Source organism: Methylobacterium sp. WL9 (genome assembly GCF_008040035.1).
Taxonomy (GTDB): Bacteria; Pseudomonadota; Alphaproteobacteria; order Rhizobiales; family Beijerinckiaceae; genus Methylobacterium; species Methylobacterium thuringiense.
This window is the reverse complement of record NZ_VRVE01000043.1, coordinates 1-21345: the sequence shown is the minus strand read 5'-3', so window position 1 is coordinate 21345 and position 21345 is coordinate 1. Positions and strand designations below refer to the sequence as shown.

General features: G+C 68.1%; 26 protein-coding genes. 17 read left to right on the top strand and 9 right to left on the bottom strand.

The window, feature by feature from the left end:
* Window positions 1–85 precede the first annotated feature (85 nt).
* Window positions 86–625: a hypothetical protein gene (locus FV217_RS13605; protein ID WP_147817717.1), complete on the top strand. Its 540-nt coding sequence runs from the start codon at window positions 86–88 to the stop codon at window positions 623–625.
* Window positions 626–634: 9 nt separating this feature from the next.
* On the opposite strand, the gene FV217_RS13600 is transcribed toward FV217_RS13605, so the two are convergent.
* Both FV217_RS13600 and FV217_RS13595 read right to left on the bottom strand, forming a co-directional pair.
* Window positions 635–976, bottom strand: coding sequence for a hypothetical protein (locus FV217_RS13600; protein WP_246682782.1), 342 nt, complete (start codon window positions 974–976; stop codon window positions 635–637).
* A gap of 487 nt (window positions 977–1463) precedes the next feature.
* A complete protein-coding gene (locus tag FV217_RS13595) occupies window positions 1464–2267 on the bottom strand; it encodes a response regulator (RefSeq protein ID WP_147817715.1) in 804 nt (267 codons plus the stop codon).
* A 122-nt stretch (window positions 2268–2389) separates the two neighbouring features.
* Here FV217_RS13595 and FV217_RS13590 point away from each other — a divergent pair, with 122 nt between their 5' ends.
* Window positions 2390–2680, top strand: a complete 291-nt coding sequence (locus tag FV217_RS13590) for a NepR family anti-sigma factor (protein ID WP_348641962.1) — start codon at window positions 2390–2392, stop codon at window positions 2678–2680.
* Window positions 2681–2741: 61 nt separating this feature from the next.
* Here the strand turns inward: FV217_RS13590 and FV217_RS13585 are convergent, their stop codons facing one another.
* Window positions 2742–2918 carry a DUF1328 domain-containing protein gene (locus FV217_RS13585; protein ID WP_003599466.1) on the bottom strand — a complete coding sequence of 59 codons (177 nt, stop codon included), beginning with the start codon at window positions 2916–2918 and terminating at the stop codon, window positions 2742–2744.
* Window positions 2919–3241: 323 nt separating this feature from the next.
* On the opposite strand from FV217_RS13585, the gene FV217_RS22900 reads away from it, so the two are divergent.
* The 3 genes from FV217_RS22900 to FV217_RS13575 all read left to right on the top strand — a co-directional run bounded on the left by FV217_RS22900 (window position 3242) and on the right by FV217_RS13575 (window position 5811).
* Window positions 3242–3403, top strand: a complete 162-nt coding sequence (locus tag FV217_RS22900) for a hypothetical protein (RefSeq protein ID WP_187272551.1) — start codon at window positions 3242–3244, stop codon at window positions 3401–3403.
* Window positions 3404–3723: 320 nt separating this feature from the next.
* Window positions 3724–4767 carry a DUF2865 domain-containing protein gene (locus tag FV217_RS13580; protein WP_187272550.1) on the top strand — a complete coding sequence of 348 codons (1044 nt, stop codon included), beginning with the start codon at window positions 3724–3726 and terminating at the stop codon, window positions 4765–4767.
* Window positions 4768–4875: 108 nt separating this feature from the next.
* Window positions 4876–5811 carry an MBL fold metallo-hydrolase gene (locus tag FV217_RS13575; protein ID WP_147817713.1) on the top strand — a complete coding sequence of 312 codons (936 nt, stop codon included), beginning with the start codon at window positions 4876–4878 and terminating at the stop codon, window positions 5809–5811.
* A 235-nt stretch (window positions 5812–6046) separates the two neighbouring features.
* On the opposite strand, the gene FV217_RS13570 is transcribed toward FV217_RS13575, so the two are convergent.
* Complete coding sequence (locus FV217_RS13570) at window positions 6047–6826, bottom strand: DUF1499 domain-containing protein (protein ID WP_147817712.1); 780 nt, start codon at window positions 6824–6826, stop codon at window positions 6047–6049.
* 189 nt (window positions 6827–7015) lie between these two features.
* Here FV217_RS13570 and FV217_RS13565 point away from each other — a divergent pair, with 189 nt between their 5' ends.
* A complete protein-coding gene (locus FV217_RS13565) occupies window positions 7016–7441 on the top strand; it encodes a MarR family transcriptional regulator (protein WP_147817711.1) in 426 nt (141 codons plus the stop codon).
* A gap of 106 nt (window positions 7442–7547) precedes the next feature.
* Here the strand turns inward: FV217_RS13565 and FV217_RS13560 are convergent, their stop codons facing one another.
* Window positions 7548–7733 (bottom strand): KGG domain-containing protein, encoded by a 186-nt coding sequence (locus FV217_RS13560; RefSeq protein ID WP_147078329.1) that lies wholly within the window; start codon window positions 7731–7733, stop codon window positions 7548–7550.
* 314 nt (window positions 7734–8047) lie between these two features.
* On the opposite strand from FV217_RS13560, the gene FV217_RS13555 reads away from it, so the two are divergent.
* Window positions 8048–8497 (top strand): Crp/Fnr family transcriptional regulator, encoded by a 450-nt coding sequence (locus FV217_RS13555; RefSeq protein ID WP_147817710.1) that lies wholly within the window; start codon window positions 8048–8050, stop codon window positions 8495–8497.
* Here the strand turns inward: FV217_RS13555 and FV217_RS13550 are convergent.
* Together FV217_RS13550 and FV217_RS13545 are read right to left on the bottom strand one after the other, a co-directional pair.
* Window positions 8491–8757 carry a hypothetical protein gene (locus FV217_RS13550; protein WP_147817709.1) on the bottom strand — a complete coding sequence of 89 codons (267 nt, stop codon included), beginning with the start codon at window positions 8755–8757 and terminating at the stop codon, window positions 8491–8493. The genes FV217_RS13555 and FV217_RS13550 overlap by 7 nt on opposite strands.
* Window positions 8758–8904: 147 nt before the next feature.
* Window positions 8905–9348, bottom strand: a complete 444-nt coding sequence (locus FV217_RS13545) for a VOC family protein (RefSeq protein ID WP_147817708.1) — start codon at window positions 9346–9348, stop codon at window positions 8905–8907.
* A 154-nt stretch (window positions 9349–9502) separates the two neighbouring features.
* Between FV217_RS13545 and FV217_RS13540 the strand changes: the two genes are divergently transcribed.
* From FV217_RS13540 to greA, 9 genes are all read left to right on the top strand, one after another.
* Window positions 9503–10183, top strand: a complete 681-nt coding sequence (locus FV217_RS13540; RefSeq protein WP_147817707.1) for a L,D-transpeptidase — start codon at window positions 9503–9505, stop codon at window positions 10181–10183.
* 147 nt (window positions 10184–10330) lie between these two features.
* Entirely contained in the window at window positions 10331–10714 is a 384-nt protein-coding gene (locus FV217_RS13535; protein ID WP_147817706.1) for a nuclear transport factor 2 family protein, read from the top strand.
* Between the two features lie 827 nt (window positions 10715–11541).
* Window positions 11542–11694: a DUF3096 domain-containing protein gene (locus tag FV217_RS13530; protein WP_147817705.1), complete on the top strand. Its 153-nt coding sequence runs from the start codon at window positions 11542–11544 to the stop codon at window positions 11692–11694.
* A 171-nt stretch (window positions 11695–11865) separates the two neighbouring features.
* The gene (gene ppdK, locus FV217_RS13525) at window positions 11866–14529 is read left to right on the top strand and encodes a pyruvate, phosphate dikinase (protein ID WP_147817704.1); all 2664 of its coding nucleotides are present in this window, start codon (window positions 11866–11868) and stop codon (window positions 14527–14529) included.
* 242 nt (window positions 14530–14771) lie between these two features.
* Window positions 14772–15029, top strand: coding sequence for a hypothetical protein (locus FV217_RS13520; RefSeq protein WP_147817703.1), 258 nt, complete (start codon window positions 14772–14774; stop codon window positions 15027–15029).
* Window positions 15030–15155: 126 nt separating this feature from the next.
* On the top strand, window positions 15156–16151 hold the full coding sequence (locus FV217_RS13515) for a cell wall hydrolase (protein ID WP_147817702.1): 996 nt from the start codon (window positions 15156–15158) through the stop codon (window positions 16149–16151).
* Between the two features lie 247 nt (window positions 16152–16398).
* The gene (locus tag FV217_RS13510) at window positions 16399–16995 is read left to right on the top strand and encodes a hypothetical protein (protein ID WP_147817701.1); all 597 of its coding nucleotides are present in this window, start codon (window positions 16399–16401) and stop codon (window positions 16993–16995) included.
* A gap of 112 nt (window positions 16996–17107) precedes the next feature.
* Window positions 17108–18094 carry an MDR family oxidoreductase gene (locus tag FV217_RS13505; protein WP_147817700.1) on the top strand — a complete coding sequence of 329 codons (987 nt, stop codon included), beginning with the start codon at window positions 17108–17110 and terminating at the stop codon, window positions 18092–18094.
* A gap of 52 nt (window positions 18095–18146) precedes the next feature.
* Window positions 18147–18611, top strand: coding sequence for a transcription elongation factor GreA (gene greA / locus FV217_RS13500; RefSeq protein WP_147817699.1), 465 nt, complete (start codon window positions 18147–18149; stop codon window positions 18609–18611).
* 63 nt (window positions 18612–18674) lie between these two features.
* Here greA and FV217_RS13495 read toward each other — a convergent pair whose 3' ends face one another.
* Window positions 18675–19565 carry a LysR family transcriptional regulator gene (locus FV217_RS13495; protein ID WP_147817698.1) on the bottom strand — a complete coding sequence of 297 codons (891 nt, stop codon included), beginning with the start codon at window positions 19563–19565 and terminating at the stop codon, window positions 18675–18677.
* Window positions 19566–19723: 158 nt separating this feature from the next.
* On the opposite strand from FV217_RS13495, the gene wrbA reads away from it, so the two are divergent.
* Window positions 19724–20323 carry an NAD(P)H:quinone oxidoreductase gene (wrbA, locus tag FV217_RS13490; RefSeq protein ID WP_147817697.1) on the top strand — a complete coding sequence of 200 codons (600 nt, stop codon included), beginning with the start codon at window positions 19724–19726 and terminating at the stop codon, window positions 20321–20323.
* 228 nt (window positions 20324–20551) lie between these two features.
* On the opposite strand, the gene FV217_RS13485 is transcribed toward wrbA, so the two are convergent.
* The coding region (locus FV217_RS13485) for an L-threonylcarbamoyladenylate synthase (protein ID WP_147817696.1) at window positions 20552–21345 on the bottom strand (794 nt) is incomplete at its 5' end.

Sequence of the window (21345 nt, the reverse complement as noted above, 5' to 3'; positions counted from 1 at the left end):
GCGATACGGGCCGCCACACTAACGGCCGGATGCGCGCTCAGTAACCCTGGCTTCCGCCATTCGCCGCCGCAAAACGCCACCCGCGATGCTCGACCCCGCCGCCATCGTCGCCACGCCGGCCCCGGGCCGCGCCTGCGGCGCCTGCACCCTGTGCTGCAAGGTCTACGATGTGCCGGCGGTGGAGAGCGTCGCCGGCCAATGGTGCCGGCATACCCGGGCTGGCCAGGGCTGCGGCATCCACGCGACGCGGCCGCAGCATTGCCGCAGCTTCCATTGTCTCTGGATGACGGAGAGCTGGCTTGGCCCCGAATGGAAGCCCGACCGCGCCAAGATGGTGCTGACGCTCGATCCGGTCAGCCGTTCGATGAACGTGCAGGTCGATCCCGGCCAACCGAACGTTTGGCGCCGGGAACCGTATTACGGACAGCTACGGCGCTGGGCCGCGGCCTCACTGCCGCTCAAGCGCCACGTTCTCGTCCATCACAACAAGACGACGACGCTGGTGCTGCCCGACCGCGACGTGACGCTCGGCGTCTTCGCCGAGGGCGACCGCCTCGTCTCGCGCGAGCGCATGACGGCAGGCGGAATGACGGTGGATGTGGAGAAGGTCAGTCCGGTCGGCTGAGGGCGGCCCTCAGGCCATGCAGCGGCCGGGGACCATGCGGCGGGCCTCGGGGCCGACGAGGGAGCTGAGCGGAGCCTCGCAGCCCTCGCGGGTCATGCGGCGCGGCTTCGGCAGCATCTCTTTCTCGCTGGCGGTCGTACCGATGCTCGACGGAAGGGCCGGTGCGGAGCGGCTCTCGGACCGGGGCATCGTCGCCACGTGGACCGGGGCGCCGTGGACCGGACTGATCGACAAAGACGCCGGGCGGGCGCCGGGAAGGTAGGGGGTCTGGACCGTCGGCGAAGCCGCGCTCTGCACCGGAACGAGTCTGTCGGCGCTCGCACGCACCGACGGCAGGACGAGCAACGTCAAAATCGCTGCCGGTCCACCAACGCCGAGAAGGAAGCCAGACCGAAGCATCGCGATGAACTCCAAAGGGAGCTTGACAGGTTGTCGGTACAACGCCGATTGCGGCCGCCGGTTCCTCGACTGTTACGCTTCCGTTAAGCTTTCGTTTTCGACCTGTATCGACTTGATCCCAATGGCCACGCTTGGGCCGGTTTTCGACGGTTTCAGCGTTGCCGAAAAACGTCACCGCCAGAAAAATTCGATCGAGTCGCCGGGAAAAAGCGGAACCGGCTCAGTACCTCACCGTTGTCCCAACACCCGGCCACTCTGGTCCTCCCCGCATTCCCCTTGTGCATCGGCCGGAACCTTATCGACGGGCTGGACATTGTCCGGCCCGTTTTTTCGTGCGCGTCGCAGAGCGCATGGTCCAACGAAACACATGGCCCAATGAAAAACCCCGCCGGACGATCCGGCGGGGTTTTTGCTGACAACAGGCTGACGGTGGAAAAGATCAGGCCGACTTCGCCTCGCGGCGGCGGGCGCTCTGCTGGAAGAACAGCGCCTGACTGATCACGGCGGAAACGTTGGCGGGCTGGAACGGCTTGGCGATGAGGAAGGCCGGCTCCGGACGCTCGCCGGTCAGGAAGCGCTCGGGATAGGCGGTGATGAAGATCACCGGCACCTCGAAGGTCTTCAGCAGGTCGTTCACCGCATCGAGGCCCGACGAGCCGTCGGCGAGCTGGATGTCGGCCAGGATCAGGCCGGGACGCTTGCCTTCGGAGGCGAGTTTGATCGCCTCGGTGCGCGTGCGGGCGACACCGATCACGTTGTGACCCAGGCCCTCGACCAGGGCCTCCAGATCCATCGCGATCAGGGGCTCGTCCTCGATGATGAGGATGTCGGTGGCCATGTCGGCTGCGAGCTCGCGGCCCGCCTCGTCGACGAGTTCGCGCACCTCGGTGACGTCGACGTCGAGGATGATCGCCGCGTCCTCCTCCGAAAAGCCCTCCAGGCAGGACAGCAGGAAAGCTTGGCGGGGCAGCGGGGTGATCTGGCCGAGGCGGATCTCCGCCGGCAGGTCGTGCTGCACCTGATCGCTGCCGCCGTTCACGGAGAGCGAGTTCCAGATTCGGGTGAAGACCCGGAACAGGTCGGCCTTGACGTTGGTGCTGCGGCCGAGGGTCTCGGGCTCGTTCACCAGCGTTTCGAGCGTCGCGGCCACGTAGGCATCGCCGGCGACCTGACTGCCCGTGAGCGCACGAGCGTAGCGGCGCAGATACGGCAGATGCTGCACGACGAGTTGTGCTGTCGACATGAGTTCCCCTGAGCGTCGTCGCTCTTCGTGTTGCTTCCGCCCTAACGCGAGCCGCGGCGCTCCGTTCCGCGCTGCAGCGGAACCGATGCCGGACCCCGGCGTTGCCGGATGAGCCATGACTCATGTCAAGCCGCAAAACAATCGCGGCCGACGTCGCTGTTGCGACGCCAAGGGGATCGAACTGGATGATGCATGACGAGAAGGCCGAAAGCCCTCGCGAGGGAGGCGATCTGCCGCTTGCTCACGACCCGCCGTCACCTCAGAACCTTGGAAAACAGGCCCGCAAACGGATCGGCGCGCATCTTCGCGCCATGTACGATTCAGTGGTCCAGCAACCCATCCCGAACCGCTTCGCAGACCTGATCGCCCAACTCGACGATGGCCCTGTTAACTCTGCCGCTGAAGAGGCTTGATGGCGGGTGGCCCCGGGCCCTCTCCGGCGGAGAGAGCCCGGCTTTCACTCGTCCGGCGACGTCAGAGTGTCGGCGAGCGGCCACGCATCAGGCCGATGACGGCCGAGATGGCGAACAGGACGATTGCGACGAAGAAGACGAGCTTGGCGGCTTCCATGGCCGTTCCGGCGATACCGCCGAAGCCGAGCAAGGCTGCCACGAGTGCGACCACGAGGAACGTTACGGCCCAACCGAGCATGTGTCGGATCCTTCCAGAACATTTGGTGCGGCACAGGCCGCGACCTTTCGAAGGAAATAACGTCAAGGTTTCAGGTCTGGTTCCTCTCGCGCGCGCTCGGCGGAGAGATTGTTTTTCCCGATCCCGCCTCGCTCGCGTGTGATTCCGGCGCTCATTGGGTGTCGGGTTCGGCCGCCGGACGGTGATCCGACAGAACCGTCTTGATCTCGCCGCCACCAGCCGCTCTACTGTGCCTGCCTTGTGAAACACGGTCGCAGCCGGAACCGACTGGCGCGGCGCCGGGTTCGTCACCATCTCGGGAGAGATCTGCAGTGAGAGCCGTGATGCATCAGACCAGGACAGCTTCTGCGAAATCCGCCGCCGGCAAGCTGGCCGATGCGATCGTCGAGGGGCTGAGCCGCGTGCTCGACGCGCTCGGGCCGCAGCAGCAGCTTCAGCCCATTCCCGTGCGGGTCCGATCGGGCCGTGTTCCGGGCCGCCGTTGAGGCACAGGATCCAGCGGGACGCCACCCTCGTTTCGTGGTGATGATCTGATCGAGCGCTGTCGGGATCCGGCAGCGCTTTTTCGTGTGTGACCGGGGCCGCTGCGACATCGTGACCGTGAGACGGTACGGAGATGGTGGCGCCGAGCCGCCGGATTTCTCCACCACCTCAGCTTTCAGCCGCAATTGCCGTTTCGAGACAACCTGACGTAAGCCATCGCCGAACACTGTTTTCCGCCGTGGGAAGACATGCGATTCAGGCCGCAGGACCGACCCACGGTCGTCCGCGACGATCCGGCAGGCGGGTGGGAGTGTTCATCCAGATGGAATTCGGAAGGCGCACGCAGGCGGGCTTTCTGGCGGCGATCCGGCCCGATCGGCCGGCGTCTCCGCGCCGGCGCATCGTGCGGATGGCGCTGGCCGGCCTGATCCTCGGCTTCGGCAGCGTCGCGGCGGGGACCGGCCTGGTCCACGCTTCCGAGCGGGGCGGGTTGTTCGACTTCTTCGGCCAGATCTTCGGCGCACCGCGCCAGGTCGAATACGCACCGCCGCGCGCGGATCGCAGGCCTCCCCGGCGCTATTCCTCGTTGCCGGATGCGCGCCACGTCGGCGCGCCACGCCAGCGGCACTTCACCCCGAGGCCTGTACCTCTGGTCGATATGGACCGGCGCTCGCGGCACGGGCGCCGCAAAAGCCCGGTGCTGGCGCTGCAACCGGCGACGGGACCGCAGAGCGTGTGCGTGCGGACCTGCGACGGCTACGTCTTCCCCCTCGGCGCCCGGCATTCGGAGAAGGACGTTCCGCTGCATCAGGCCGCCTGTGCGGCAGCCTGCCCGGACGCGCCGACGGCGCTCTACACCATGCCCTGGGGCAAGACCGAACTCGATCAGGTCGTCAGCTTGAAGGGCCAGCCCTATCTCGCCGCAGCCTGGGCGAACGTCTACCGCCAGAAGCGGGTCGAGAACTGCCATTGCCGGACACCCGGAAGCGTGGCGGCCCCGCTCGCGATCGACCACGATCCGACGCTGCGGGTCGGGGATGTCGTCGCGACGAAGACGAGCGCATCCGTGGTCACGCGCCTCGCCCAGGGCAGCGTCGAACTCGAGGATTACCGCAGCACCCGGAGCCTGAGCCGCCGTGCGCGGCGCTCCGTCGACCTGCGTGTCGGGGCGCTGGAGCGGGACGCCGCCGAGCGCGCCTTCCGGCGAACGATGCGTACGGTCGCCGCCGGGAGCGACCGGATCCGGCTCGCCGAGGCGAACCCGGCTCCTGCCGGGCACGGATCGGCGGCGGAGGGCGAACCGGCCCTGACGACGCCGGGCTTCGCGCCCGTCCGGGTCGTGGCCCGCTCGCCCTTCGTGTACTGATCGCCAGCGGAGGGTTGTCCGGCGGTGATCGGCGGCGGCGGCGGATTTGTGGTTCGCCCCGACCTGTCGTAGGCGGCCGGCGGATCGACCCCAACATCCACGGCTTCCATGGCGACGACTGACGCACCCGGCGGCGACGCGCCCGCGCCGCCTTTCGACCCGGCACTGCCGGCGAGCGGCGAGGTCCGCCGGCTGACGCCGCTGGTGCGCCGCCGCATCTGCCCCAATGGCGGCCCGTTCACGGCGAGCGGCACCTGCAGCTACATCGTCGGGCACGGCCGCGTCGCGATCATCGATCCCGGTCCGGAGGATGCCGGCCATGTCGCCGCGCTCGCGGCAGCGACGGCCGGCGAGACGGTGACGGCCATCGTGGTCACCCATACCCATCGCGATCACTCGCCGGGCGCGCGCCTGCTCCAGGCTCTCACCGGCGCGCCGATCCTCGGCTGCGGCCCGCACAAGGCCGCGCGAGAACTCGCGGAGGGCGAATTTCCGCATCTCGACGCCAGCGCCGACCGCGAGCATCGGCCGGACCGGGAACTCGCCGACGGCGAGACGGTCTCGGGCGAGGGCTGGACGCTCACGGCGCTGGCCACGCCCGGCCACACCATGAACCACCTCGCCTTCGCTTTCCCCGAGGAGAACGCGCTGTTCTCGGGCGACCACGTCATGGCGTGGTCGACCACCGTGGTCGCGCCGCCGGACGGATCGATGCGGGCCTACATGGCCTCCCTCGACCGGCTGCGCGAACGGCCCGAGGCGATCTACTGGCCGGGCCATGGCGGCCCGGTGCGCGATCCGCGCCGCTTCGTGCGCGGCCTCGCCGGCCACCGCCGCCAGCGCGAGGCGGCCATCCGCGCGCGCATCGCGGCTGGCGACCGCGACATCCGGGCGATCGTCATGGCGGTCTATCAGGGCCTCGACCCGGCGCTCCGCGGTGCGGCGGCGCTCTCGGTCTTCGCGCATCTGGAGGACATAGTCGAACGCGGGCTCGTGCGCAGCGACGGCCCGGCCCGGCTCGACGGGGTTTTCGAGCCGGTCTGATACCAGAACAGGCTGCGAAAAAGTGGCAACGGTTTTTCGATCGAAGCCTGCTCTCAACTTTTGAATCGATCACGTTTTCTGCGTTTTGATCGATCCTATCAAAACGCAGCGTCATCTAGCGGCCTTTGATCGTGACCGGTCGAAGGCGTCCGCCACACGAGTGGCGGCGCGCGTTCATGTTTGCCAACGGCCAAGTGCGGACGAGTCGAAGTCAACGCCCGTTGGTATGAAGACCCTACTTCAGAGCGATGGCGAGGTTGGCGACCTCGTCGAGATAGGCGCGGATGCGGTCGGCGTTATCGCCGAGATCGCGTGCGCCGAGGCGGGTGGCCGAACGCACGTCGATGCGGGCGCCGTCCGCCCGCGGCCTGACCCGGACGGTGATGTCGGCCGGCAGGTTCAGGACGCGGCTGCGCGCCACGGCCTCGATGCGGCCGTTGCCGATGCGGCCGCCCGGCCGGACCGCTTCGACGATCTGCCATTTGCGGTTGACCGCCGCCTTGCGCGCCAGCTCGAAGGCCTCGTCGGGATCGACGTCGAGGGTCAGCGGCGCGATCTGCGAATAGGCGGCGCGCTGCGCCTCGCGGGCCCCGGCACCGGGATCGGGCGGATAGCGGCCGTCGCGGGCGGCGAAGGCGGCGCGCGATCGCGAGAAGGCCGGGGGCTGGTCGAGGTCGGTGCTGACGTCGGTGATCGCCGGGAGGCGCAGCCCCTTCAGCGCGGCATAGGCGGGATAGGCCAGCACCAGAGTCGCGACGAACACGCCGAAGATCGCGGCACCGATTCCCCTCGCCCCCTCGCGCCAGCCGCGCAGGAAGGCGAAGCCGGCAAACGCGACGGCGAGCGCGGCGAGCAGGATGCCGCTGCCGAGAACGGCGAGGGCGGGGCCGGGCTCGGCACGCTGGCCGCGCACCATCACGACGGCGATGGCGGTCACGACGACGGAGAGAAAGGCCACCGTCCTGGCGTAGCCGCCGGCATGGGTGACGGGATCCTGGATGGGCAGACGGCGCATGGATGGGCGGTGAAGCTCGGGATCCGGGACCGGGTTCGGCGGCCGCCAGCCTACAGGCCGGTGCACGGGCACGCCAGAGACCGGAGCGACGCTGCCACGGTCCTCACGCCTCTGCTATAGCCGGGCATCATGCCGAGCGCGCCTTCCCACACGGACCTTTCGGCCGACATTGCCGCGGACGCAGACCCGATGCGGCTGTGGTTCCGCTTCATCCGCCTCAACCGCCGCGTGACGGCGGCCGTCGGATCCGAACTGCGCACACTCGGGCTGTCGATCCCGCAATTCGACGTGCTCTCGACCCTGACCGAGCGCGAAGGCCTGACTCAGCAGGAGCTGGCTGGCCGGCTCTACGTGACGAAAGGGAACGTGTCCGGGCTCATCGACAGGCTCGTCGAGGCCGGGCTCGTGGAGCGGCGCGCCATCCCGGGGGACAGGCGCTCGCATGCGCTCCATCTCACGGCAGCAGGCTCGGACCTGGCCCAACAGGGCCTCAAGGTGCAGACGGCCTATGTCGGCCGGACGCTCGGCCGCCTCGACCCCGGCGCGATCGCCGAACTCGAACAGCTGGTGCTGCTGTGGCGCGAACATGCGCGCGCCGACGCATCGCAAGCGTAAATCCTCGCTCACGACTGATCGAGCCGCTTACGCGCTGCGTTTCCGTTCCGCGAACCGGAGGCCGGCAGGCGTCATCCTGCCTCCGGAACCACGGATCGGAGCGCCATCACTCGCCGGCGCGGCCGGTCGACTGACCGCCCTTGCGACCGGCCGTCGAGGCCAGTTCGCGATCCTGCGAGAAGGAGCGCTTCTCGGCAGGCACCGAACGACCGCCCTTGCTGGCGATCTCGCGCTGCCGCTCGAGATTCATGGACGCGAAGCCTCGCTTCGAGGTCGAATTACCGGATGCCATCAGCGCCTCCTCGGCCTAGTTTTCACAACCGGACAACCGGCAGCCAATTCGATGGTTCCTTGGCCGTATCGGGATCCGGGGGCGGAAACTCAGTACCGCCCATACGGTTGGCGCGTCGCCAAGCTTGCGAAATAGGGCCGCGAGCGTGGGCGGAAATAGGGAGACTTCGTCAATCGCGATCGGGCGAGGCCCGATGTCCCGGCGCGCCCTCGCGATCGTCGGCGCTTTGACAGTCCCTCCGGTAGCGGCTACGCGCCGCGCCTCCGGCATCGTCACCGCGCGCTGCGGTCGGCAGGGGACCTTCGAGGCAGGCCATGACGCTCGACACCGAGGTCTCGTCCCTCAAGCAGGTGCCGCTGTTCCGCGAGGTCGAGCCCTCGCGGCTCAAGCTCCTCGCCTTCACCAGCGAGCGCGTGCATTTCGAGGCCGGACAGACATTCTTCGCGCAGGGCGACGAGGCCGACGCGGCCTATCTGATCCTCGAAGGTGAGGCCGCCGTCTCTCTGGAAGGGCCGCAGGGTCCGGTCCGCCTCGCGCTGCTCGGCGCCGACGCCCTCGTCGGCGAGATGGGCATCCTGGCCGACCAGCCGCGCTCGGCCACCGTGACCGCGGAGACCGCGGCAACGGTCCTGCGCATCGATCGCGGCGTCTTTCTGGAGCTGCTGGCGCAATTTCCGCAAATCGGCATCGCCGTCATGCGCGAGTTGGCGCTGCGCCTCGAACAGACCAACCAGCAGCTCGCCCGCAGCACGAATGCTCAATAGCGGTATTTCGAGCCCCAGGGGCCGAAGATCGGATAGCCCCGGCGATAGGCCTCGTATTCGGCGCCCGGATCTTTGCGGCGGTAGCCGTCGCGATAGGCATACCGGCTCGGCTCGACATAGCCCGGGTTCTGCATCTCCTGCCGCAGATGCCCGTCGCCCTCGCCCGACGAGCCTCCGCCACCACCGAAGGCCAGCGCGGCGCCCGTGCCGGCCATCAGAACCAGGGCCGCTCCCGCCGCCGCCATCGTCATCCGCGCCATGGCCGTTCTCCAAGGGTTCGATCGCGGGAACAACCGTGCAACGGGCCTCTCGGTTGCAGCACCGAGATATTACCGCACAGGCAGCGGCGCGCGTTCGCGCTTGCCAACGGCCGAGTGCGGAAGAGCCGAAGTCAACGCCCGTTGGTATCAGGTCGTCGCGTAGGTGATGAACTCCATCAGCGAGCCGTCGGGATCGCGGAAGTAGACGCTGGTGCCGGCACCCGCCGCGCCGTTGCGCTCCACCGGCCCGAGTTCGACCGGCACGCCGTGGTTGGCGAGATGCGCCATCGCCTCCGCGATCGTGCCCGACCAGCGGAAGCAGAGATCGCTGCCGCCGGGCTGCACCGGCTTGTCGGCCAGTGGGCTGCCGATCTGCCCGGGGCCGTGCACGTTGAGCTGGATGCCGCCGAAGCGGAACACCACGCCCTTTTGGAACGGCACCACCTCGGCGCCGAGCACGTCGCGGTAGAAGGCGGTCGCGCGCTCCCAATCCGAGACGTGGATCACGCAATGATCGAGATGGATCGCCGGGCTGAGGTCTTTCGAGAGGTCGGCTCCGGCCTCGTCGGTCAGCGTCTGTGTGTCGGCCATGCCTGTCGTCGTCCTTCCCTGCGTCGTGGCTCGCATCCTGGCTCGCATCCTGGGTCGACGGTCAAATAGGGCAGGGCGCGCCGCATTTGCCGGGCCGCTTCCGCGCACCGTGAGACGCCAAAGACACAACCTCCGGCGGCGATGCCGGGTATCGATGGCTCACAAGAACGCCACCGCACAAGGCACGGAACGATCGATGCGCGTCAGCCGGATCCTGCTCGCCCTCGTCGCCGTCGCGCCCCTGGCCGCCTGCCAGTCGCGCATGCAGACGGCGGCGCTCGACGACGAATCCGCCTGGTACACCGGCACGATGCCGGACAAGCCCTTCGACGTGCCGCTGGTGGATACGTCGCGGCTCGATCCGAAGTTCCGCCGCCAGACCGTGCGCTACACCGGCGCGGAAAAGCCCGGCACCATCGTCGTCGACATCGACCAGCGCCACCTCCAGCTCGTGGAGGAGGACGGCTCGGCCCGCCAATACGGCATCGGCGTGGGCAAGGCCGGCTTCTCCTGGAAGGGCGAGGCCCGCGTCGGCCGCAAGGGCGTCTGGCCCGACTGGAGCCCGACCACGACCATGGTCTCGCTCAACCCCGACCTGCCGCGCACCCGCAAGGGCGGCCTCGACAACCCGCTCGGCGCCCGCGCGCTCTACCTCTACCAGGGCAACCGCGACATCCTGTTCCGCATCCACGGGACCAACGAGCCCTGGAGCATCGGCGAGCAGATGTCGTCCGGCTGCGTACGCATGCTGAACGAGGACATCGTCGACCTGTTCGAGCGCGTGCCGGTGGGGACGCAGGTCTTGATCAAGCGCAGCGGCAAGGCGCGGGTCTGAGGCCGGGTTTCTCGCTCGCACCCCGCATCGCGCGTATAGCGGAGGCACAGGGGACCGCGCCCGTGTCGTCGCGATGGCTCCGCGGGAGGCGCGATCGTTCCGGGAATGGCCGTACCGAAACCCGGCCCGAGCCTTCGGGGGAACAGCATGACCGACCCCGCCCGGAACAAGGCGAATGTAATCGCCTTCTACGCGTTGATGTTCAACGGATGCCGGCCGCGCGAGGCGATCGAGCGCTATGCCGGCGACACGTACATCCAGCACAACCCGCATGTGGCGACCGGCAAGGACGGCTTCATCGCCTACTTCGAGCGCATGGCGCGCGAGTGGCCGGGCAAGCGGGTCGAGGTGAAGCGGGCGGTGGCCGAGAACGATCTGGTCGTGCTGCACTGCCTCCAGCATTGGCCGGGCGACCACGACTATGCGGGCATCGACATCTTCCGGCTCGATCCCGACGGCAAGATCGTCGAGCACTGGGACGTGCTGCAACGCTTGCCGGAAACCTCGGCCAATCCGAACGGGATGTTTTAGAACGCGCTCCGCCGAAGTGGCAGCCCTTCGCCGCAAGGGTGCGCGGCCTGCGGTTCGCCCTTCGGCATGACCAACCCGCTACGGCTCGAGCCGGATCGACAACTGTCGAACGAGCAGGATCGCGTTTCAATCGCGGTGACGACCGAAAGGACCGATAGCCCCCTCTCGCGGTGATCGGGAGCGGCACTCGATCACTTTTTGTTCTTGACAAAATTCCTATTCTATGGTTCTTTCCCCTGGCTCGCCCCCACGAAGGGAGGCGCTTCGGCGGACCGGGTCGAAGCGCTGCGGGGATGCGAGACGGTGCCTGCGTCGGTGGTCCGGATGCCCCACCGCCTCGGGCAGAGCCTGTGACGCAAGGTGCTGTGGGACGGGTACGCGACTCTGATCGCCGGACCCGGGACCCTCACGGCACACCGAGAGCCTTCGATCCACCCGCCCACTACGAGGCGGGTGCGGGACGCCCCGCCGGCCGAGAGGCCGCACGGTGAGGCTGAAATGCCGATCCGTGAGGATGACAAGAGCGTCCTCGCGTCGAGTCATGGGCCTGTGAGAAGACACCGTGACGTCGCCGGCCCGCACCCACGGGCCGCGGGACGCCGTGGGACCGAGTTCTACACAACACAGAGTGGTTCCGCGGCGTCCCGCGTCCACCCTCACGACAGTTTGGGCCATGCCGCCGGAGCGTAACGCTCGCGGGGATACGGACGGCTGATTGCGCCCCTTGTCCGGCCCCCTTGTCCGGCCCCCTTGCCTCGCCCGGGAACCGGAAACCGGCCCGGCGCGTCTTTCACGAGAGTCCCGAGCTTGGCCTTACGGAGCCCACGATGACCATCACCGTCGCCCATCTCCAACCAATCATCGCGATCCTGGCCGGCATCCTGATCCTGGTGGTGCCGCGGCTCCTGAACTACATCGTCGCGGTCTACCTGATCGCCGCCGGCGTGATCGGGCTCGGCCTGTTCAAGCACTTGTCGTGAGTACTGACACTCGGGCGAATTCGTAACCGCCGGTCCGAGCGGAGCAACGGCGTTCATCTTGCGTTGCATCATGAGGTGGTCCAACCCCCGCAACGGCCAAGTCTGCCTCCCGAGGCGGTACGCAGGCCGAGCCATTCGCCGGCCGGCGTCACGATCTGATGGACGAGACAGATGACGAAATGGGTCTATTCCTTCGGTGACGGCAAGGCCGAGGGCGAGTCGGCGATGCGCAACCTGCTCGGCGGCAAGGGCGCGAACCTCGCGGAGATGTCGAATCTCGGCCTGCCGGTGCCCCCCGGCTTCACCATCACCACCGAGGTCTGCACCGCCTATTACGAGAACGACCAGACCTACCCCGCGGACCTGAAGGACGCCGTGAAGGCCGCCCTGGAGCAGGTCGGGCAGATCACCGGCCGCGGCTTCGGCGACTCCCAAAAACCCCTGCTGGTCTCGGTCCGCTCCGGCGCGCGGGCCTCGATGCCCGGCATGATGGACACCGTGCTCAATCTCGGCCTCAACGACGAGACGGTCGATGCCCTGGCGCGCGATGCCGACGACGAGCGGTTCGCTTACGATTCCTACCGCCGCTTCATCACGATGTACTCGAACGTCGTGCTCGGCGTGGAGCACCATGCCTTCGAGGAGGCGCTGGACCGCTACAAGGACGGGAAGGGGTTTTCGCTCGACACCGAACTCGGTGCCGAAGACTGGAAGACCCTGATCCAAACCTACAAGAAAATCGTGCGCGAGGAGCATGGGTCGGACTTTCCGCAGGGGGCGGAGGACCAGCTCTGGGGCGCGATCGGCGCCGTGTTCGATTCCTGGATGATCCCGCGAGCCAAGAAGTACCGCGAGCTGAACGCCATCCCCGAGAGCTGGGGCACGGCGGTCAATGTCCAGGCCATGGTGTTCGGCAACATGGGCGATACGTCCGCCACCGGCGTCGCCTTCACCCGCAACCCGTCCACCGGCGAGAGCGCGCTCTACGGCGAGTTCCTGATCAACGCCCAGGGCGAGGACGTCGTCGCCGGCATCCGCACCCCGCAGGACATCACCGAGAAGGCCCGGATCGAGGCCAAGTCCGAAAAGCCTTCGATGGAGAAGGCGATGCCCGACAGCTTCGCGGAGCTGACCCGGATCTACGGCATCCTCGAGAAGCACTACCGCGACATGCAGGACATGGAGTTCACCATCGAGAATGGGAAACTCTGGATGCTGCAGACCCGCAACGGCAAGCGCACGGCCAAGGCGGCCCTGCGCATCGCCGTCGAGCTCGCGGGCGAGGGCCTGATCTCCAAGGAGGAGGCGATCCGGCGCATCGAGCCGAGCAGCCTCGACCAGCTCCTGCACCCGATGATCGACCCGGAGGCCGAACGCACCGTCATCGCCACCGGCCTGCCGGCCTCGCCCGGCGCGGCGGTCGGCGCGATCGTGTTCAACTCCGAGGATGCCGAGGCCGCCCGCAAGGCCGAGCGCAAGTGCATCCTGGTGCGCATCGAGACGTCGCCCGAAGACATCCACGGCATGCACGCGGCCGAGGGCATCCTAACCACGCGCGGCGGCATGACGAGCCATGCTGCGGTGGTGGCGCGGGGCATGGGCAAGCCCTGCGTCTCCGGCGTCGGCTCGATCCGCATCGACTACAAGGCCGGCACGCTGACGGTGGGCGGCAAGACGCTGAAGGCCGGCGACATGCTGACCATCGACGGCTCCACCGGCCAGGTGATCGAGGGCGAGGTCCGGATGATGGAGCCCGAACTCTCGGGCGAATTCGCTGCGCTGATGGAATGGGCCGACACGCACCGCACCATGAAGGTGCGCACCAACGCCGACACGCCCACCGACGCCCGCACCGCGCGCAACTTCGGCGCCGAGGGCATCGGCCTGTGCCGGACCGAGCACATGTTCTTCGAGGGCGACCGCATCGTCGCCGTGCGCGAGATGATCCTGGCGGATGACGCCGAGGGTCGGAAGGCCGCGCTCGCCAAGATCGAGCCCTACCAGACCGACGACTTCGTCGAGCTGTTCACGATCATGTCGGGACTGCCCGTCACGATCCGCCTGCTCGACCCGCCGCTGCACGAGTTCCTGCCGCACGGCGACGAGGACGTGAAGGAATTCGCCGAGACGGTCGGTGTGCCGGAGGAGAAGATCCGCGCCCGGTTGAAGGAGCTGAAGGAGTCGAACCCGATGCTCGGGTTCCGCGGCTGCCGGCTCGCCATCGCCTACCCCGAGATCGCCGAGATGCAGGCCCGCGCCATCCTGACCGCTGCGGCGCGGGCGGCCAAGGACACCGGCAAGCCGGTGACGCCGGAGATCATGGTGCCGCTGGTCTTCACGAAAGCCGAGTTCGACATCGTGAAGGCCGCCATCGACCGCGAAGCGAAGAAGCTCGGCGAGACCGTGGAATATCAGGTCGGCACCATGATCGAGCTGCCGCGCGCCGCCCTCCGCTCCGGCGAGATCGCGGAATCGGCGGAGTTCTTCTCCTACGGCACCAACGACCTGACCCAGACGGCGCTCGGCATCTCCCGCGACGATGCCGGCACCTTCCTCGGCGCCTACACCAAGGCCGGCATCATCCCGGCCGACCCGTTCGTGACGATCGACCGGGAGGGCGTCGGCGAACTGGTGCGGATCTCGGCGGAGCGCGGGCGCGCGACGCGCAAGGGCATCAAGCTCGGGATCTGCGGCGAACATGGCGGCGACCCGGCCTCGATCGCCTTCTGCCAGGAGGTCGGCCTCGACTACGTGTCGTGCTCGCCGTTCCGGGTTCCGATCGCCCGTCTCGCCGCGGCTCAGGCGGCGCTCGGAGACGGCGGCCGACAGGACTGACGTCTGCCGATTTCGGACGCAGGAAGCTTGACCATCAGGCAGTGCACGGCGTGGAATTGTGCAACGCTCCGAGGCTGTTATGCCCGCGCTGGCGACGGCACGATTCCCGCCGTGGAAGCGTTGCAATAAATTTTGTGCGGGGCCGTTGAACCCCTGTCTGGCAGGCACGTTAACTGCTATCGGACCTCCGTACGCGTGCACGCTTGCCGGTGGTTCGGCTAGGACTCGCGGGATCTCTGGCCATGTCTGATCCGACGTCCAACACCGTCCTCATCGATACGCGCGTTCCCGACATCGGGAGGGCCATGCAGAGCGCCTTTCTCTGGGTGCTCGCGAGCCTCGTCACGGCCGTTGCGATCTTCGTGATCACCCTGCTGGTCTGGGCTCAGAACGAGCGCGAGGCCGGCCGCATGATCGTCGGGGCGCAGAAGACCACGGGCTACCTGCCGGTGGTGGCCTCGCAATACGCGACGCTGCACGGTCGGCCGGGCAGCTTCTGACGGCCAGCCTTCGGCCTTAACCTCACCTCAACCATAACCGGCGATATCTGGGTCACGGCCCAAATGATCGCCCGGTCTGCTGAGACCCTGCGCTCGGGCTCTGGATCCTGACGCGGGTAGAGTTGCGTGGCGACGAGGCGGGTTCGAGGCGGGCGTAGACGCCAATCGGGACTGGGCTGGCTCGGCACGGCCGTGGTCCCCTGGGCTGCGGGCGTCGGCCTCCTGATCTCCTTCACCGCGACGGCCGGCACCGACCACAGTTTCGGTGTCCGGCAGAGCCAACTCATCGAACGCATGGCGCGCCTGCCCCGCGGTGCTGCCAGCCTCCTCGCCCATGCCGGAGATTCCGTCACGGGCGTGCTCAGCCCCGGCGCCACGACCTGGACCCCGGACCAGGAGCCGGACGGCTTCGTACCCGTCCCCGATCTCGGGCTCGGCATCGCAGCCGAGGGCGACACCCCCGGCAGCCGCGACGCCGAGGCCTCTGCGCTGGAGAATTCCGACGGCGCCACACCCGCCGTGCCGAAAGCGGTGGCCCTGTCGTCGGTGACGCCGGCCCCGGCCGACGCGGTGCCGATCGAGGTCGCCGCCGCCAGCCTCGCGCTGCCGGGCTTCTCGCCGCGTCTCGACCGCGACATCGCGCCCGCACCGGACGCGCAGGCTCCGGTCGAGGGCGCCGACCACCGCTATGCCGACCTGATCCAGCCGGACGCCATGGATCGCGAGCAGCGCTGCCTCGCCGAAGCCGTGTATTTCGAGGCCCGCAGCGAACCGGAGGACGGGCAGGCCGCCGTGGCGCAGGTCATCCTCAACCGGGTGAAGAGCGGCCTCTACCCGGCCAACGTCTGCGGCGTCGTCTACCAGAACCGGCACCGCTACATGGGCTGCCAGTTCTCCTTCGCCTGCGAGGGCAAGTCCCTGCGCATCACCGATGCCGGCTCCTGGGAATCCGCCACCCGCATCGCCAGCGCGGTCATCGCGGGCCGGACCTATCTCAGCGAGGTCGGCGGCGCGACGCACTACCACGCCAACTACGTCCGGCCGGGCTGGTCGCGCCGGCTCAAGAAGATGGACGTCATCGGCCGTCACATTTTTTATCAGCTCAAGCGCGGGCAGACCTGAGGCCGAGGGCCGCCGATGGCTCACTGATCGGTACTTAACGATGCCACGACCGTAAAATTGCAAAAGACCCAGTAAGGAATACGCAACAGCTCGGCACCTGCGTAGTCCTGTGCATAGGTTAATTTTACCGTCTTCGGCGATAGACCTTGCCGTGACTGCAACTTGACCGCTTCCTGCGCGTCGGAGAACGCGCGCTGAACGCCAGCCGCGCCCGTATCGCGTAGCGTATCAGATCGAGGATGCCGTCATGACCGCGCCGGTCACCCACACAGCCACACTTGTCACGACTCTCGCCGGTGCTCTCGTCGGCGCCACCCTCCTGGCAACACCGGCCGCAGCCGGCGGCTGCTACGGCGCCGAATGCTACCGCCGGGTCGTCACCCCGCCGATCTTCGACACCGTCTCCGAGCAGCGCCTCGTGCGTGCCCCGCGCACCGTCTACCGCACCACGCCGCCGGTCTACGACACGGTGTCGGAGCGCGTGCTGGTCTCGCCGGGCGGCCGCCACTGGCAGACGAGCTACGACGCCTACGGCCAACTCGTCGGCTGCTGGATCACCACGCCGCCGCGCTACGCCGTGAGCAGCCGCCGCGTCCTGGTGCGTCCGGCCGAGGTGATCCCGGAGACGCTGCCGCCGGTCTATGCGAGCTATTCGCGCCGCGTCCTGGTGCAGCCGGCGAGTTCCCAGTGGGTGCCGACCGGCGGCGGTTATGGCGGCGGTTACCGGCAGGCCGGTTTCGGCATCGGCTCGATCCCGGATGCCGTCGGCATCACCGGCGCGTCCTCGGCGGATGTCGGCGTCGGCCTCGGCTTCTCCTCGGGCAGCGTCTACGACGGCTACTGAGCTTTTGACGATGATCTGAAGTCGGCCTCGGAGGTCTCGCGCCTCCGGGGCCGACTTGATTCAGGCCCGGCGCGCCGTACCTCCCATCGCGTCGAAGATGGAGGAGACCGGCATGGCGACGTTCAAGGCCTGGGTGGTCGAGAAGGGCGAGGGCGGCCAAAGCCTCGCTCTCGAGGATTTCGACGAGTCCGGCCTGATGGACGGCGACGTCACCGTGCGGGTCACCCATTCGGGCCTGAACTACAAGGACGGGCTCGCCATGACCGGCCGGATGCCGGTGGTCCGCCGCTTCCCGATGATCCCCGGCATCGATTTCTGCGGCGTCGTCGAGACTTCGGACAACGCCGCCTACAAGGCCGGCGACACCGTGGTACTCACCGGCTGGGGTGTCGGCGAGACGCATCTCGGCGGCTTTGCCGAGCGCGCGCGCGTGAAGGGCGACTGGCTGGTTCCGCTGCCCGACGGGCTGTCGCCGGCCCAGGCCATGGCGATCGGCACCGCCGGCTATACCGCCATGCTGTCGGTGATCGCGCTGGAGAAGCACGGGCTGACGCCGGAATCCGGCCCGGCCGTCGTCACCGGCGCTTCGGGCGGGGTCGGCTCGATCGCCGTCTCGCTGTTGAAGCGCGGGGGCTGGCACGTCATCGCCTCGACCGGGCGTGACGGCGAGGCGGAGTACCTGAAGGCGCTCGGCGCCACGGAGATCGTCGACCGCGCGGACCTCGCCGGCGATCCGAAGCCCCTCGCCAAGGAACGTTGGGCGGCAGGCATCGACGCCGTCGGCTCGAAGACGCTCGCCAACCTGCTCGCGATGACCAAGGGCGGCGGCGCCATTGCGGCCTGCGGCAATGCCGGCGGCATGGACCTGCCGTCGTCGGTCGCGCCGTTCATCCTGCGCGGCGTGTCGCTTCTCGGCATCAACAGCGTGACCACGCCGCAAGGTCCCCGCAGGGAGGCCTGGGCGCGGCTCGCGAAGGAACTCGACCTCGAAGCCTTGTCGTCGATGACCACGACGGTCGGCCTGAAGGACGTCGGCGGCCTCGCCGAAACCATCCTCGCCGGGCAGACGCGCGGGCGCACCGTGGTGGAGATCGGCTGAGCATCGCTCGGCCAAGCGGAACTGCACAGCCTGTCCGCGCATTGCACGTCGCATGAGCATAGCATTCGTTCGCGAAAAAGAAGGTGGCGAAGCGTTCGAGGATCTTCCCGATCGCCCGATCTCCCCGCACACCAACTTCGTCACCAAGGAAGGCCTCGCCCTGATCGAGGCCGAAGTCGCACGGCTGGAGGCGGAGAACGCCGGCCTCGACCACAACGACAAGGCCGAGACGGCCCGCGTCTCGCGCGACCTGCGCTACTGGTCGTCGCGTAAGAACTCGGCGCAGGTCATCGAGCGGGTCGAGGGCGACACCGTGCATTTCGGCTCGACCGTGACGGTGGTGCGCGAAGACGACGAGACGCAGACCTTCCACATCGTCGGCGAGGACGAGGCCGATCCGGCCAAGGGCTCGATCTCCTACGTCGCCCCGCTCGCCCGAGCGATCACCGGCAAGAATGTCGGCGATACCGTCGAGGTGAACGGGCAGGAAGTCGAGATCACCAAGGTCTCGGCGTAGAGCAGGCTGCGAAAAAGTGGCAACGGTTTTTCGCGCGAAGCCTGCTCTCAACTTTGGAATCGATCACGTTTTCTGATGCGCCGCGCGTCCCTCGAAAGCGGGACGCAGCGGCGCAATCGCGTCGGCCATGAAGTCCATGAAGGCGCGGACACGGACGGCGTGGCGCAGGTCCGGATGGGTCAGGAGCCACAGGTCCGAGGCGATATCGGGCTCGAGTTCGCCGAGTCGCCGGAGATCCGGGGCGGCATCGCCGATGTAGCAGGGAAGCAGTCCGATCCCGATTCCGGCCTGAATCGCCTCTCGAAGGCCGGTCACAGCGTTCACCTGCAACGCGATCCTGTTGGAGCCGGCGCGCATCCGCAGGAAACGCGCGAACCGCCCATCCGCGACGTGCGGTCCGGGCGTCACCCAACGCCTCGCGTACGATTCGTCATCGAGGCGGTCGTGCCGCCCGTAGATCGCCCAGGCGATACCCGACAGGCGTCGGCCAAAGAGATTGGCCGGCGGGTTGTTGCTCGCCCGTATCGCCACGTCGGCATCCCGTTGCGACAGGTTGAGCGGCTCCTCGGACATGACGACGTCGAGCTGGACGTCCGGGTAGGAGTCCCGAAACCGTGCGAGGAGCGGCATCAGCAGATCGGTCACGAAGCCGACCGGCGCGGTGATGCGGAGTTCGCCCGACGGCGTCAGCGTCCGGCCCAGGACTTCCCGGCCGAAGCGCGCGACATCCGTCTCCATCCGACCGGCCGCCTCGACCATGGCGAGGCCGGCCGGGGTCGGCACGTAGCCGGAGCGCGAGCGCTCGAACAGGCGCGCGTCGAGCGATGTCTCGATGCCGGACAGCCGGCGAAAGGCCGTCGAGTGGTTGATGCCGAGATGCGATGCGGCATGGGTCAGGCCGCCGCGGTCGGCGATGGCTTTGACGAGCCGAAAGTCGTCCCAGGCGAGGGTCATGCGGCGAGCAGCACTACTTGATTTGCATCCATGCAAAGACGTTCTTGCAGATCAGGGCATTTTCGCAATCGCCGCGAAGGCCGATGTGTCCGGCACTGGAGGCGCACCGCACATCGCGGGCGCTCGAGTCGGTTCGAAACACGACAGGAGATCGCGCGATGGCGAAGGTGCTGGTGCTCTATTATTCGTCCTGGGGCCACGTGGAGCAGCTGGCGAACGCCGCCGCCGAAGGTGCCCGCGAGGCCGGTGCCGAGGTCACGGTCAAACGCGTGCCCGAACTGGTGCCCGACGCCGTCGCCGAGCAGTTCCACTACAAGCGCGACCAGCCTGCTCAGATCGCGCAGCCGGACGAACTCGCCGATTACGACGCGATCATCTTCGGCACGCCGACCCGCTACGGCAACATGGCCGCCCAGATGAAGAACTTCATCGACCAGACCGGCGGGCTGTGGGCCAAGGGCGCTCTCGTCGGCAAGGTCGGGTCAGCCTTCACCTCCACGGCCTCGCAGCATGGCGGCCAGGAGACGACGCTGACGAGCTTTCACACCGTCCTGCTCCACCACGGCATGATCATCGTCGGCCTGCCCTACGCCTTCCAGGGTCAGATGGGCGTCGACGCGGTGAAGGGCGGCTCGCCCTATGGCGCCACGACGATCGCGGACGGCGACGGAAGCCGCCAGCCGAGCCCGGCCGAACTCGACGGCGCCCGCTTCCAGGGCAAGCATGTCGCCAGCATCGCCGCGAAGCTCGTAGCGTAGCTAGACATAAGCCGCGATCCTGCCGATCGCGGCTTATGTTAAACCCTTGTCGTAACGCGAGTTCTTCACGCGAACCGCAAACACTTCGCTTGAAATCGCTTCGGACAAGAAAAAAGGCTCGCATTGCTGCGAGCCTGGGAAGGAAAAAGGCCATTGGGGGCTGAACTGGCCTTCGTGATTGGACAACGGCCTTACCGACACTCGGTTCCGAAGAAAGTTGGAAAAAGTTCAGCGGGGCGCGGCGGCCCGGTTCAGGCGGTCGTTGATCGCCTCGCCGAGCCCGTCCGCCGGGATCGCGACGACGGCGATCGTGCCGGCGCCGGACGCGTCGAGTCGGCGCAGTGCTTCGAACAGGCGGGAGGCCGCCTCGGTCGCATCGCCGCGCTCGCTCAGGGTTTCGACGACGCCGGCCTCGTCGAGTCCGGCCGGCCGGAACGACCCGAACAGCAGAACGGCCTCGCCGGGCGCAATCCGCTCGACGTCGAGGCGGACGGCGGCCCGCGGCGCGTAATGCGACGCGAGCAGGCCCGGACCGATCGGGCGGCTGTCGTCGCCTGAGCCCACCGCCGGATCGATACCGAGAACCCGCCGCAGTTCGGCGCGGGTGATCCCACCCGGCCGGAGCAGGCGCGGCGGGCCACCGAGGCAGGCCACCACCGTCGATTCGATACCGACAGAGCAAGTGCCACCGTCGAGCACCGCCGCGATACGCCCGTCGAGATCGGCCAGCACATGCGCGACCGAGGTCGGGCTGACCCGGCCGGAGCGATTGGCCGACGGCGCCGCGATCGGCCGGCCGACGCGGGCCAGGATCTCTCGCGCCAGCGCATGGCCCGGCACCCGCAAGGCCACGCTCGGCAGGCCGGCGCGGGCGAGATCGCAGACCGATCCGCCGGGCGCGGCCGGCACCACCAGTGTCAGCGGTCCCGGCCAAAAGGCCTTTGCCAGCGCCGCCGCGGTCTCATCGAAAATGCCCTCGTGGCGGGCAGCGGCCTCGTCGGGCAGATGGGCGATCAGGGGGT